This window comes from Streptomyces albus subsp. chlorinus, from assembly GCF_013302895.1.
Taxonomy (GTDB): Bacteria; Actinomycetota; Actinomycetes; order Streptomycetales; family Streptomycetaceae; genus Streptomyces; species Streptomyces chlorinus.
Genome location: NZ_VJOK01000001.1, coordinates 5,895,157 through 5,908,791, shown reverse-complemented (window position 1 = coordinate 5,908,791; position 13,635 = coordinate 5,895,157). Strand labels below are relative to the sequence as shown.

Below are 13,635 nucleotides of genomic sequence, written 5' to 3'. Positions count from 1 at the left end.
GCCGGGTCGCCGCGGCCACCAGGCAAGATGGGGGCATGCGACTGCGAATCTTCACCGAACCCCAGCAGGGGGCCGACTACGACACGCTGCTGAAGGTGGCGAAGGCCACCGAGGACCTGGGCTTCGACGCCTTCTACCGCTCCGACCACTACCTGGCCATGGGGGACTCCGACGGTCTCCCCGGCCCGACCGACGCCTGGATCACCCTGGCCGGGCTCGCCCGGGAGACCAGCCGCATCCGGCTGGGCACGCTGATGACGGCGGGCACCTTCCGGCTGCCGGGCACGCTGGCCATCCAGGTCGCCCAGGTGGACGCCATGTCGGGCGGGAGGATCGACTTCGGGCTGGGCTCGGGGTGGTACGAGGAGGAGCACACTGCCTACGGCATCCCCTTCCCGAAGGAGAAGTTCGGGCGGCTGGAGGAGCAGCTGGCGATCATCACCGGCCTGTGGGAGACGCCGGTCGGTGAGAAGTTCGACTACGACGGCACCTACTACCAGCTCAAGGACTGCCCGGCGCTGCCCAAGCCGTACCAGGAGCGCATCCCGGTGCTGATCGGCGGCTTCGGCGCCAAGCGCACCCCGCGGCTGGCGGCCCGGTACGCGGACGAGTTCAATGTGCCGTTCGGCTCGCTGGAGGACAGCGAGCGGCAGTTCGGCCGGGTGCGGGCGGCGGCCGAGGAGCGGGGCCGCGACGCGGACGAGCTGGTGTACTCGAACGCGCTGGTCGCCTGCGTCGGCAGGAACGACGCCGAGGTGGCCCGCCGGGCGGCGGCCATCGGCCGCGAGGTGGACGAGCTGAAGCAGAACGGCCTGGCGGGCTCGCCCGAGGAGGTCGTCGACAAGATCGGCCGCTACGGGGAGCTGGGCAGCACCCGCATCTACCTCCAGATCCTCGACCTCGGCGACCTGGACCACCTGGCCCTGATCGCCGACCAGGTGCAGGCCAAGCTGGCATGACCGCTGCCCCGCCCGGAACGGGACCGCCCCCCGCGGAACCGCCTCCGCTCGCGGAAGCCCTCGCACGCGGCCCGGTGCTCCTCGACGGCGGGCTGTCCAACCAGCTGGAGGCCCAGGGGTGCGACCTGGCCGACGAGCTGTGGTCGGCCCGGCTGCTGGCCGAGGCGCCGGAGGAGATCGAGGCGGCGCACGCGGCGTACGTGCGTGCGGGGGCGCGGGTGCTGATCACGGCGAGCTACCAGGCGTCCTTCGAGGGTTTCGCCCGGCGCGGGATGACAGAAGCACAGGCCGGGGCGCTCTTCGCGCGCGGCGTGGAGCTGGCCCGCGCGGCGGCCCGCGAGGCCGCCGCCGGGCCGGTGTGGGTGGCGGCCTCCGTGGGGCCCCTACGGCGCGGTCCTCGCCGACGGGAGCGAGTACCGGGGCCGGTACGGGCTCGGCGTCGCGGAACTGGCCGCCTTCCACCGGCCGCGGATCGAGGCGGTGGCGCGGGCGCGGCCCGACGTCCTCGCGCTGGAGACGGTTCCCGACGCGGACGAGGCGGAGGCGCTGCTGCGGGCGGCGGCCGGCGCGGGCGTGCCGGTGTGGCTGAGCTACACCGTGGCGGACGGGCGCACCCGCGCCGGGCAGCCGCTCGCGGACGCCTTCGCCGTGGCCGCCGGGAACGACCAGGTGCTCGCGGTCGGTGTCAACTGCTGTGCGGCCGACGAGGTGGACGCCGCCCTGGAGGCCGCCGCGCGCGCCTGCCCGGGGCTGCCGCTCGTCGCCTATCCGAACAGCGGCGAGGGATGGGATGCCGCACGTTCCGTGTGGACGGGGGCGTCCTCCTTCGCGGCGGCGCGCGCGGCGGGATGGGTGGCGCGCGGCGCGCGGCTGGTCGGCGGCTGCTGCCGGGTGGGCCCGGCGGACATCGCGGCGGTCCGCGACGTCCTGGACGCCGCGGGCTGATTCCTCGCGGGCGGGTGGACGCTCCGTCAGGATGAGCCCATGGGATTCCATGTCGACTCCGAGACCGGGCGGCTGCGCCGTGTGATCGTGCACCGGCCGGGCCTAGAGATGAAGCGGCTCACCCCCACCAACAAGGACGACCTCCTCTTCGACGACGTGCTGTGGGTGCGCCGTGCCCGCCAGGAGCACGACGCGTTCGCCGACACGCTCCGCGAACTCGGTGTCGAGGTCCATCTGTTCGCGGAGCTGCTGGCGGAGGCCCTCGATGTGCCCGCCGCCCGAGCCCTGGTGCTGGACCGGGTCTTCGACGAGCGGGAGTACGGCCCGCTGGCCACCGAGCCGCTGCGCGCCTCCTTCGACCGGATGCCGACGGCCGAGCTGACCGAGGCGCTGATCGGCGGCATGACGAAGCGGGAGTACCTGGAGCGGTGCGCCGAGCCGGCCTCGGTGCGCTTCCACGTGATGGAGGAGGACGACTTCCTGCTCGCGCCGCTGCCCAACCACCTCTTCACCCGCGACACCTCGGCGTGGGTCTACGACGGGGTGTGCATCAACGCGATGCGGTGGCCCGCGCGCCAGCGGGAGACGGTCCATTTCGAGGCCGTCTACCGGCACCATCCGCTCTTCGCCGCCGAGGGGGAGTCCGGCGGCTTCCACACCTGGGCGGGGGGCGAGTCCGGGTACCCCTCGCCCTCGACCATCGAGGGCGGCGACGTGCTGGTGCTGGGCAACGGCGCCGTGCTGGTCGGGATGAGCGAGCGCACGACGCCGCAGGCCGTCGAGACGCTGGCCCGCGGGCTGTTCGCGCGGGGGTCGGCCCGTTCGATCGTGGCGCTCGACATGCCCAAGCGCCGGGCCTTCATGCATCTGGACACGGTGATGACGATGGTCGACGGGGAGACCTTCACCCAGTACGAGGGGCTGGGCATGCTCCGCTCGTACACGATCGAGCCGGGGGCGGGCGGCACGGAGCTGAAGGTCTCCGACCATCCGCCCGAGCACATGCACCGCGCCATCGCCGCGGCTCTCGGGCTGGACCGGATCCGCGTGCTGACGCCCACCCAGGACGTGCGTGCGGCCGAGCGGGAGCAGTGGGACGACGGCTGCAACGTGCTCGCCGTGCGGCCCGGGGTCGTCGTGGCGTACGAGCGGAACGTGACCACCAACACCCATCTGCGGAAGGAGGGCATCGAGGTGATCGAGATCCCGGGCAGTGAGCTGGGGCGGGGGCGCGGGGGGCCGCGCTGTATGAGCTGCCCGGTGGAGCGGGACGCGGTGTGACGCCGCGGAGGAAGCCGGGTTTGCATAGAGATTCGTAGGGCCGTATAGAATTACGGGATGACCGGACCGCCGCCGCGCACACGCCAGGGAGCCGACATGGCAGCAGACCTCGCAGGCCGCCACTTCCTCAAGGAACTGGACTTCACCCCGGAGGAGTTCCGCTCCCTGCTCTCCCTCGCGGCCGAGCTGAAGCGGGACAAGCGCGCCGGCTCGGAGCGCCCGCTGCTGCGGGGCCGCTCGGTCGCGCTGGTCTTCGAGAAGTCCTCCACCCGGACGCGCTGCGCTTTCGAGGTGGCGGCGGCCGACCAGGGTGCCCACACCACCTACCTGGACCCCGCGGGCTCGCACCTGGGACAGAAGGAGTCGGTGAAGGACACCGCCCGCGTCCTCGGGCGGATGTTCGACGCGATCCAGTACCGCGGCAGCGGGCAGGAGATCGTCGAGGAGCTGGCGGCCCACGCCGGCGTACCCGTCTACAACGGGCTCACCGACGAGTGGCACCCCACCCAGATGCTGGCGGACGTGCTGACGATGACCGAGCACGCTCCCCAGGGACGGGCCCTGGAGGAGATCTCGTACGCCTACCTGGGCGACGCGCGCAACAACATGGGCAACTCCTACCTGGTGACGGGGGCGCTGCTCGGCATGGACGTACGGATCGCGGCGCCGCGCCCGCTGTGGCCCGAGGAGTCGGTCACGGCGCGGGCGCGCGAACTGGCGGAGCGGACCGGCGCGCGGATCACGCTCACCGAGGACGTCGAGGAGGGCGTGCGCGGGGCGGACTTCCTCGCCACCGACGTATGGGTCTCGATGGGCGAGCCGAAACAGGTGTGGGACGAGCGGATCGCGCTGCTGCGCCCGTACGCGGTGACCATGGAGGTGCTGCGCGCCACCGGCAATCCCCAGGTCCGCTTCCTGCACTGCCTGCCCGCCTTCCACGACCTGGGCACGGCCGTGGGCCGGGAGATCCACGAGCGGCACGGGCTGACCTCGCTGGAGGTCACCGACGAGGTGTTCGAGTCGGAGCACTCCGTCGTCTTCGACGAGGCCGAGAACCGGCTGCACACGATCAAGGCCGTACTGGTCGCCACGCTGGGCTGAGGCGGCGGCCCCGCGCGGACGGCCGGCGGCGGCCGTGTGCGCGTGATCAACGCGGCACACATGTGTGCATAGTCATACGCCACAACGCGGGATCATGCAGGACCGGCCGTTACGATGGAGTCAGCCTCGAAGGGTCCGGGCCACCGCCCGGGCCCTTCCTTGTGGGCTCCTCACGGGCTCCTCGTGGGCCCGGCGGGCGTCCCCGCGCCCGCCCCCCCCGTGCACGACCCCCGCACCGCTTACGGAAGTCCCCATGCCCCGCACCGGCCTGCGCCTGAAGTCCCCCGATCAGATGGTCTCCGAGTCCGGCACCGACCTGGAAGGACACGGCCTCCAGCGCACGATCGGCCCGTTCCAGCTCGTGTGCTTCGGCATCGGCGCGATCGTGGGCACCGGCATCTTCGTCGGCCTGTCCGACACCGTGGCCGAAGCCGGACCCGGCGTCATCGTCTCGTTCGTCCTGGCCGCGCTGACCTGCGTCTTCACCGCGTTCTCGTTCGCCGAGCTGGGCGGCGCGATCCCGGTCTCCGGCAGCTCCTACTCCTACACCTACGCCTCCCTCGGCGAGCGCGCCGCCTTCCTCGTGGGCTGGTGCCTGCTGCTGGAGTACGGCGTCTCCGTCTCCGCCGTCGCCATCGGCTGGGGGCAGTACCTGAACGAGCTGCTGGGCAACACCGTCGGCTGGCGGATCCCCGCGGCCCTGGCCGACGCCCCCGGACACGGCGGCGTCGTCAACGTGCCCGCCGTGGTCGTGATGCTGCTGGCCGCCGTGCTGCTGGTGCGGGGCGTGCGGGAGAGCGCGCGGGCCACGGCCGCCATGGCGGTGATCAAGGTGGGCATCCTCGTGCTGTTCTGCGCCATCGCCTTCACCGCGTTCAAGGCGGGCAACCTGACGCCCTTCGCCCCCGAGGGCATCGGCGGCATCGGGGCCGGGGCCTCGCTGGCGTTCTTCTCCTTCATCGGCTTCGACGCCATCTCCACCGCCGGCGAGGAGGTCAGGAACCCGCGCCGGAACATCCCCTTGGCCATCCTGGTGACCATCGGCTGCGTGGCGCTGCTCTACTGCCTGGTGTCGGTGGCGGCACTCGGCGCGATGCCCTGGGAGCAGGTCGGCGGCAAGCCCGCGGCGCTCTCCCTCATCGTCAACCACGCCACCGGCTCCACCCTCGGCTCCACCGTCATCGCGCTGGGCGCCGTGGTGGCCATCGCCTCGGTGGTACTGGCCGTGATGTACGGGCAGACACGGATCCTGATGTCCATGTCCCGCGACGGGCTGATGCCCAAGGTGTTCGCGCGCGTCTCGCCGAAGACCTCCACCCCGGTGGCCAACACCTGGATCGTCGCCGTCGTCTTCGCCGTCCCCGCCGCCGTCGTCCCGCTGGACGTGGTGCTGGACATGACGGTCATCGGCACCCTGGCGATCATGGCCGTCGTCAACATCTGCGTGCTGGCGCTGCGCCGCTCCCACCCTTCACTCCAGCGCCGGTTCCGGGTGCCGTTCCACCCGGTGACCCCGCTGCTGGGCGTGGCCTTCAGCCTCTACCTGATGTACGGGCTTCCGCTCGTCACCTGGGTCCAGTTCGCGGTCTTCGTCGCCCTCGGACTGGTGCTGTACTCCTGCTACGGGCGGCGCCGCTCCCGCCTGGCGCACACCGGACCCCAGGAGACCACGCCGGAGCCCGCCGCCGCCCCCGCCACCCCTGCGGCGACCGGGGCGACCGGGGCGCGCTGAGCGTGGTGGTGGCGGCGGGCTGCGGCGGGCCGGGCCGCCGCTACTCCCCCGTCCCCCTGCGGCGGGCCAGTTCCTCCTGCGAGAGGCGCTGGAGCAGCTCCATCCGGGCCGTGAACTCGGGGTCGTCCTCCATGGCGTCCTCGTCGTCCGCGAGCCCGCCCTCGGCGCGCAGCCGCTCCTCCTGCACCATGACCGGCTCGTCCGGGTCGTAGTCGCTGGGACGCGGACCCTCGGGTCCGTCGGGGCCGATCCGGACGAAGCGTTCGACGCGGACGAGGCGCAGATGGCGTCCGGCGAAGCGCAGCTCGACGCCGCGCTCGGCGTCGAGCCGGTCGGCCGCCTCCTTGTAGACGGCCCGGGTGGCCTCGTCCAGCCCCTTCATCGCGGGGGCGAGGACGCGCAGCAGCATGGTGAGCGAGTCGCGCGCCTGCTGCGGCGTGCCGCCGTCGCCGGTCTCGGAGCGCCAGGCCCCGCCCTCCTCCTCGGCGAAGAGGAAGACGGGCGGCAGCAGGACGCCGCCCGGGTGGGTGACGGCGGCCCGCCGCGCGTCCTCCCTTACCTGCGGCGGGTCGCCCTCGCGGTGGGCGAGGGCGAGGAGTTCCGCCTTCAGGATGCCCTCGGAGGGCCCGGTGGGGATGACGGTGTCGAGGACGAAGCCCTCGGTGCGGTCGGGCAGCTTGCTCGCGTTGCCCGGCTCGGCCGGGTCCGGGTCCGAGGGGCGGGGCGGCTCGGGACCGTCCGGACCGGAGCGGATGACGTTCTCGGCGCGGACGACCCGGTAGCGCTCGCCCAGCACGGTCATCTCGTCGACGACCTCCCAGTCGAGGCGCTCGGCAGCGGCCTGGCAGGCGTCGCGGGTCTCCTCGTCGCCCGCCTCCTCCGCCTCGTGCGCGCGGCGCCGGAAGTGCGCCGCCAGCCCGTCGCGGGCGGTCTGCGGCGTCGGCGAGCCGCAGGAGGTCATCAGCTGCCAGCCGCCCTGCTCCCGTTCGCGGGCGACGCCGAAGACGGGGCGGAACCCCATCAGCACGGGGTAGCGGTCCCGCGCCAGCCACGCTTCCTCGTCCGCCAGCGCCGCCACGGGCTCCACGGCGGGCGCCACCCTGATCGTCCGGTAAGCCGGCACATCGTCACTGTCATGCTCACCATGCATGCCGCAAGTATGCGCACGACTACCGTACGTGCGGGGCGAGTTGGACACACTTCCCCGTTCCCTACAAATCGCGCATACGTGCGGACGCCTCCGACCGGGCGATGTAAGGGGTGCGGTGACTGTGATCCCCGTACACGGCCTGGGCTCCCGATGCCCGGGCAGGTGCGCGGTTCCGTGCGTGGAAGCGGTTCCGGACGGGAAGTTGGGGAGAGCCGGGTTTCGGTGCACGTACGCGTGTACGCGCGTGTACGGGTGTGTACGGGTGTACGCGTGCGTACGGGTGTACGCGAACTCCCGTGCGCCGGAATGCCTCGCGGGTCGCGTCGCACCGGGTCGCACAAGCCATACAGGGCCCCACGGGGCCGTACGACAGGGCCCCACGGGGCCGTACGGGAGAGCGGAGGGTGACATGCGAACAGGGCTGCTCCGGGCGGTCGGCGTGGCCACGGCCGTCTACGGGCTCGCCGTCACGGCCCGGCCGCAACTGCTGGCCGAACCCTCCGGGCTGGTCGACGCGGAAGGCCGCACGGCCGCCCACACCCGCACCTCCTTGCGCCCCCTGGGTCTGCGCGAGGCGGCGTGCGGGCTCGCCCTCGCCCTGGCCCCGGAGGGCGCCGCGCTGCGCACGGCCGCCTGGCTGCGCCTCGCGGCGGACCTCGGCGACGCGGTGCTCCTGGGTACCACCCTTCCCCGCGGACCCCGTGGCAAGGCCGTGGCCGTCTCCGTGGGCTGGGGCGCCCTTTCGGTGGTGGGGCTGTACGGCGGGGGCACGTCCGGGCGCCGCCCCCGACGATCCGGCGCCTGAGGCCGGCCGGGGTCCCCGGCGACCCGGTGCCGGGAACCGGGCACTGGAGACCGGTGCCGGGGGCCGGGGGGCGGGGGCCGGGCGTTGGAGATTCGGGGGCCGGGGACCCGGCATCCGGCCTCCAGGGCGTCAGCTCCCGACGCCGCGCGCGCCCGGCGCACTTCCCACGCCCCGCTCCCCTCGCGCGCCCCGCTCCCCTCGCACGCCCCGCTCCCCTCGCGCCCCGCGCGGCACGTGGACGGCGCGGCTGAGGCGCCGGCCCACGCACAGGTAGCCCAGGAGCGCGCCGGCCGCGTTGAGGAGCACGTCGTCCACGTCGAAGGCGCGCCCTGTCACCCACAGGCCCTGCACGGTCTCCACCAGCAGCATCACCAGCGCGGCGCAGACGGTGACCTTGGCGAAGCCCCGCATGTGCGGCGCCATCACCGGCAGGAGGACGCCGAACGGCACGCCCAGCAGGACGTTCCCGCCGAGCTGCTGGAGCACGGTGGCGGGCGAGGGCTGGCCGAGGTAGCCGCGGAGGGAGGCGCCGGGCCGCAGGTTGGTATGGGTGAGCCCCTCGGCGCCCGCCCGGGGCTCCAGCGTCGCGCGGGAGAGCAGCGCGGCGAACACCACCATCGCGGCGAAGGCGAGCACCACGGCCAGGACGCGTCCCAGTAGGCGGAGCGGGCCCTGGCGGGGACTTCGTCGACTGGTTGTCATGAGCATCACCTTCCGTCACCGAACGTACGCGCTCGCCGCGCACGGGTACCCGCTCGCGTCTAGGCTCGTCCCATGGGTGGCCGGCGTCGTCACGCCCGTCCGGCGAGTGCCGACGATCTGCTCTCGCAGCTCGGGCGGCTCACCGCCAGGGTCCGGGAGGAGATCGAGGTCCAACGGGCCCGCGTGGAGCTGGCCGAGGCCCTCCAGCGCGGCATGCTGCCCTCCACCCTGCCGACCGCGCCCGGGCTGCGGGTCGCGGCCCGCTACGCGCCGGCCCGCAGCGGCCTGGACATCGGCGGCGACTGGTACGACGGGTTCCGGCTCTCCGACGGGACCCTCGCCTTCTCGGTGGGGGACGTGCAGGGCCACGACGTCGAGGCAGCGGCCTACATGGGCCAGGTGCGGATCGTGCTGCGCGCGGTGGCCGCCATGGGCGCCGCCGACCCGGGCGAGATCCTGCGGACCACCAACGACCTGCTGGTCGCGACGGACAACCCGCTCTTCGCCACCTGCCTCTTCCTGCGCTTCGACCCCCGCACCTGGACCGTGCGCACCTCACGCGCCGGGCACACCGGTGCCGTGTGGGCCCGGGCCGACGGGATGTGCGGCGTCATCGAACACGCCGAGGAGGAGATCGGCCTGCCGCTGGCCGTCATGGCGGGCGAGGCGTACCCCGTCACCGAGTACCGGTTCACCCAGCCCGGCGCGCTGGCGCTGCTGACCGACGGGGTGGTGGAGGGGCCACGCTTCCCGCTGGAGGAGGGCCTGGCGGCGGTGGCCCGGGTCCTGCGGGACGGTGTGGCCGAGGAACCGGAGACGCTCGCCGACCGGGTCATGGAGGTCGCCGAGTGCACCGGGCACAGCGACGACGCCGCCGTCCTGGTGCTCAGCCACGACGGCCCGGAGGCGTGTCAGACGGCCGGTGCGGCGCCCGGCATTGTGTGATGAGCTGTGTGATGAGCGATGTGGCACGCAGCGAGACGACCGCGAACCAGACGCCCGCCCGCTCCCCCGCCCCGGCGGGCGGCGGCCCCGACGGGATCAGGACCAGGCTGCTCGCCGGCTACCTGCTGCGCGTCGTCCTGATCGCGCTGTGCTACTACGCGGGCGGGCTCCTCGGCCTGCTGCGGGAGGTGACCGTCGAGGGCGCCGTCGTCACCCCGTTCTGGCCGCCGACGGGGGTCGCCGTGGCAGGTCTGCTCACCTTCGGCCTGCGGATGTGGCCCGGCGTGACGCTCGGCGCCCTGCTGGTGGTCACCGACATGGGCCCGCTCAGCTGGACGGCGACCGGGTTCGTCGCGGGCAACACGCTCGCACCGGTGCTCTCGTGCCTGCTGCTGCGGCGTGCCGGATTCCGGCCGGAGCTGGACCGGCTCCGGGACGGCGTGAGCCTCGTCTTCCTCGGCGCGTTCCCCGGCATGCTCGTCAGCGCGACCGTGGGCACGATGATGACCGTCGCGGGCGACTATCTGACGCTGGACGACTTCTGGCCCGTCTGGTCGGCGTGGTGGGCGGGCGACGCGGTGGGCGTCCTGGTGGTCACACCGCTGCTGCTCGCGCTCCGCAAGCTGGGCCGACCGCGTGACGGGGCGCAGATCGCGGAGGCGGCGGCGCTGGGGGTGGCGACGGTCCTGCTGGCCGCCCTGGTCACCCGCAGCCCCGTCAGCCTGCTGTTCCTGGTGTACCCGCTGCTGGTGTGGGCGGCGCTGCGGTTCCAGCTGGCGGGCGCCGCGGTGTGCACGGCGATCCTGTCCGTCTCCGCGACGTGGGCGGCCACCGACCGCGTCGGGGTCTTCGCCCGGCAGAACCTCATCGAGGGCATGATCACCCTGCAGGCACTCAACGGCTCCGCGGCGCTGACCGCCCTGCTGCTGGCCGCCGTCACCGCGGAGAAGCGCAACACCCAGCGCAGGATCGCCGCCGCCTGCGAGGACCTCGCCGACATGGTGGACGTACTCGCCCCGCAGGGCCGCGGCCCCCGCTCCTTCCCGGCCGGCGGCCGCACGGGCCAGCGGCAGGGCTGACGGGCCTCGGATGGCCTTGGTTCCGGCCCCTGGGTCGGTCTTGGAACGGCTCTGGGTCGGCCTTGAGACGGCCCTGGATCGGCCTCGGATCGGCCCTGGATCGGCCTCGGGTCGGCCTTGGATCGGCCGTGGATCATCCTCGGACCGGCGTCAGACCATCGTCGGACCGCCGTCGCCCGAGCCGTTCGCCGGGAGGCCATGGGGCCAGGTGGGCGAGAGGCTCCCGGGCCGGCGGGGTACGGGACGCCCCGGCCGCAGCGGTACGTCATTCCGCAGGAACGAGGTTCGAACCATGTCGTCCGGTCCCGCTTCCCGGCAACGGAAACCGACAACGGAAACCGGCAGCGGAAATGCGCCGGTCGCGCGCCGCGGGCAGACCGGTCCGCCGGCGAACCAGCCCCTGCCGGGAGAGGCGAACCAGCCCCCGCTGGGAAAAGGGGCCCCTTCGCTAAAGCCCGTCCCTCACCCCACCGCGGCCTGCTCCGGTATCCGGGTGCCGTTGGCCAGGCCCGTCGGGTCCAGACCGAGGGCGGCGGCGGCCGTCGCGCCCACGTCGGCCAGGCTGTCCGCGTCGGGCAGCCGCTCGACGGCGGGGGCGCCGGGGCGGTGGATGAGCACCGGCACGTACTCGCGGGTGTGGTAGGCGTGGCCGATCGTGGGGTCGTTGCCGTGGTCGCCGGTGACCACCAGCCGGTCACCGGGCCGGTCCAGCAGCGCGACCAGTCCGGCCAGCCCGGCGTCCACCTGTTCGAGTATGCGCGCGTACCGCTCCGGGTCCTGCTGGTGGCCCGCCAGGTCGCTCTCCTGCACATTGGCGACGACCAGCGCCTCCCCGGGCGCGCGGACCGCCTCCAGCGTGTGGCCGAGGACGTCGGCCGTGGGCACGGCGGGATGCCGCACGGCGGACTCGCACGCCAGGATGTCCGCCGCCTTGCCGACGAGCGTCACCGGTATCCCGGCCCGCGCCGCCAGATCAGGCAGCTGGCGGGTGTGGTCGAGCCGCGCGCCCAGGTGCCGCACCTGGAGCCCGCCGTTGCGGTAGAAGCCGCTCGCCGGGGTGTCGAGGCCGACCGTCCCGCCGTCCCCGTCGCGGACGAAGGAGGGCAGCGGGCCGTCCGCGTGGCCGCCCACCGCGATGACCCGCGCCACGGGCGCCACTTCGCGCACCGTGCGGGCGACCGCGAGGATGCCGTCGAACGCGCAGTCGTCCAGCCGTGCGGAGGTGTTCCAGTTGATCCCCGGGTCGGCTTCGAGGTTGTCGTGCACCAGGACGCCGCCGTCGACGACCAGCAGCGGCCTGCCGTCCAGCAGCCCGACCCGGTGGCCGGCCGAGCGCAGCGCCGCGGTGACCTCCTCCAGGTGGTCGGCGAGCCGCGCCACCGTCACCCTGCTGAAGTCCGCCCCCATCATCGTCTGGTGCCCGGCGAAGGTGTCGGCGCCCGGATAGCCGAGCGCCGCCCTGCCGGCGGCGACGGGCTGCCGGGTGCGGCGGGCCAGGTCCGGGTGCGGATGGACCAGGCCGAGACCCAGCGCGCCCAGCACCGGCAGCCGCAGGGGCCGCCCGAACGCCTCGCGCGCGTGGTCGAGGACGTGCCCGCAGGTGTCGGCCCCGGCGTCGCCCGGCCGCAGCGCGCCCGCATCCGGCATGGCGCCGATCCCGAACCCGTCGATGACGACGACGACCGTCCGGCCCCGCCCCTCCCGGCCGCCGGTCCGGCCCGCGGTCCCGCTACCGGTCCCGCTCGCGCGGTCGTGCGCCACGGTGTTCCCGGTCACAGTGCCCTCCCGTGCGCGTCGTAGAGGCCCGTCAGGCGCGGTGTCCCCGCGGAGAGGCCGGCGACGACCGCGACCGTGGAGCGGGTGACGAAGATCTGTGTGCGGAACGCCAGCAGCGCCGTGTCACCGGCACGCACGTCCCCGCCCGGCTCGGGCGCTTCCAGAAGCCGGTAGTAGTCGATGTTCTCGGCGGGCGCGCCCCGGACCGGCAGCCGCAGCCCGGTGCGGGGCAGCAGGGCCGAGTCGATGTGCGAGCGCGGGTAGAAGCCGCCTCCGAACAGCGCCGGCCGCCCGTCGGCCAGCGTGTGGGCGACCTCGGTGACGTACACGTAGGCCGGCCGTTCGGGCTGGGTGGCGTCCCGCGCGTGCAGCGGCGTCGTGCCGGTCAGCGCGTGGCCGGGTTCGCCGTGGGTGGCGCCGAGCCGGGCGAGCAGCGGCAGCCCCGCGACGCAGGTGGCGCTGGGGGCGCTGAGCTTGAGGTCCCGGTGTCCGCGTGCGGCCAGCAGGTCCCGGGCCCGGACCGCGAGGTCGAAGTTGGGCGTGGGCGCCGGGACTCCGGTCTCGGGGTCGCACAGGACGCACGGGAACGCGGTCACCCCGGCGAGCCGGATGCCCGGCAGCCGTTCCGCCTCCTCGGCGAACTTGTCGAGCGCCGCGAGCGGCACGCCGCCCTCCTGCCCCGGGTAGACGCTGCCGGCCGCGCCTTCGAGCCGCACCAGGACGTCCTGGACGAGGCCGAGGCGCTGCGCGTGGGCGGAGACGGCCCGCGCGTTGGCCAGGTCGTAGACGGTGACCGTCTCCGGCCGCCAGGCGAGCATCTCGGGCAGCGCCCGGTGCGGGATCTGCACGAGGTGGCCCAGGTTTCCGGCGCGGGCGCCCGTGGCGTGCAGCAGGCGGGCCTCGCCCGCGTCGATGGCGGCGAACCGGGGGATGGAGCGGGCGACGGCCCGGATCAGCTCGGGGTTGCGGCCGAACTGCTTGGCGACGAACCACAGGGTGAGGCCGACCCGTTCGGCCTCGGCCGCGAGCAGGGCGGCGTTCTCCGCGACGGCGTCCAGGTCCATGACGTAGGTGTCGGGCGGGATCTCACCGCGCCGGTGGAGGTCGGCCGCGGCGTCGGCGAGCCCCGGGTTGCGGGTGAGAAGGCTGTCGAGGAACAC

Annotated in this window: 11 protein-coding genes and 1 pseudogene; 8 read left to right on the top strand and 4 right to left on the bottom strand. The window is 74.0% G+C overall.

The window, feature by feature from the left end:
- The first annotated feature begins 35 nt into the window (after positions 1 to 35).
- From FM076_RS25660 to FM076_RS25640, 5 genes and pseudogenes are all read left to right on the top strand, one after another.
- A complete protein-coding gene (locus FM076_RS25660; RefSeq protein WP_173873276.1) occupies positions 36 to 959 on the top strand; it encodes an LLM class F420-dependent oxidoreductase in 924 nt (307 codons plus the stop codon).
- Positions 956 to 1,904, top strand: a pseudogene (mmuM, locus tag FM076_RS25655) (homocysteine S-methyltransferase). The gene FM076_RS25660 and the pseudogene mmuM overlap by 4 nt, the downstream one beginning before the upstream one ends.
- Before the next feature lie 39 nt (positions 1,905 to 1,943).
- Complete coding sequence (locus tag FM076_RS25650) at positions 1,944 to 3,185, top strand: arginine deiminase (protein WP_173873275.1); 1,242 nt, start codon at positions 1,944 to 1,946, stop codon at positions 3,183 to 3,185.
- A gap of 96 nt (positions 3,186 to 3,281) precedes the next feature.
- Entirely contained in the window at positions 3,282 to 4,286 is a 1,005-nt protein-coding gene (argF, locus tag FM076_RS25645; RefSeq protein ID WP_173873274.1) for an ornithine carbamoyltransferase, read from the top strand.
- Between the two features lie 253 nt (positions 4,287 to 4,539).
- A complete protein-coding gene (locus FM076_RS25640) occupies positions 4,540 to 6,018 on the top strand; it encodes an amino acid permease (protein WP_173873273.1) in 1,479 nt (492 codons plus the stop codon).
- 40 nt (positions 6,019 to 6,058) lie between these two features.
- Here FM076_RS25640 and FM076_RS25635 read toward each other — a convergent pair whose 3' ends face one another.
- Positions 6,059 to 7,168 carry a DUF5954 family protein gene (locus FM076_RS25635; protein WP_173873272.1) on the bottom strand — a complete coding sequence of 370 codons (1,110 nt, stop codon included), beginning with the start codon at positions 7,166 to 7,168 and terminating at the stop codon, positions 6,059 to 6,061.
- 409 nt (positions 7,169 to 7,577) lie between these two features.
- Between FM076_RS25635 and FM076_RS25630 the strand changes: the two genes are divergently transcribed.
- On the top strand, positions 7,578 to 7,973 hold the full coding sequence (locus tag FM076_RS25630) for a hypothetical protein (protein WP_173873271.1): 396 nt from the start codon (positions 7,578 to 7,580) through the stop codon (positions 7,971 to 7,973).
- Between the two features lie 129 nt (positions 7,974 to 8,102).
- Here the strand turns inward: FM076_RS25630 and FM076_RS25625 are convergent, their stop codons facing one another.
- A complete protein-coding gene (locus tag FM076_RS25625) occupies positions 8,103 to 8,675 on the bottom strand; it encodes a VanZ family protein (RefSeq protein ID WP_345945224.1) in 573 nt (190 codons plus the stop codon).
- Positions 8,676 to 8,747: 72 nt separating this feature from the next.
- On the opposite strand from FM076_RS25625, the gene FM076_RS25620 reads away from it, so the two are divergent.
- Both FM076_RS25620 and FM076_RS25615 read left to right on the top strand, forming a co-directional pair.
- The gene (locus FM076_RS25620; protein WP_173873269.1) at positions 8,748 to 9,620 is read left to right on the top strand and encodes a PP2C family protein-serine/threonine phosphatase; all 873 of its coding nucleotides are present in this window, start codon (positions 8,748 to 8,750) and stop codon (positions 9,618 to 9,620) included.
- Positions 9,621 to 9,631: 11 nt separating this feature from the next.
- Positions 9,632 to 10,699: an MASE1 domain-containing protein gene (locus FM076_RS25615; RefSeq protein WP_173873268.1), complete on the top strand. Its 1,068-nt coding sequence runs from the start codon at positions 9,632 to 9,634 to the stop codon at positions 10,697 to 10,699.
- A 462-nt stretch (positions 10,700 to 11,161) separates the two neighbouring features.
- On the opposite strand, the gene FM076_RS25610 is transcribed toward FM076_RS25615, so the two are convergent.
- A complete protein-coding gene (locus tag FM076_RS25610; RefSeq protein ID WP_345945223.1) occupies positions 11,162 to 12,475 on the bottom strand; it encodes a phosphopentomutase in 1,314 nt (437 codons plus the stop codon).
- Positions 12,472 to 13,635, bottom strand: a complete 1,164-nt coding sequence (locus FM076_RS25605; protein WP_173873267.1) for an alanine racemase — start codon at positions 13,633 to 13,635, stop codon at positions 12,472 to 12,474. Before FM076_RS25605 ends, FM076_RS25610 begins: the two co-directional genes overlap by 4 nt.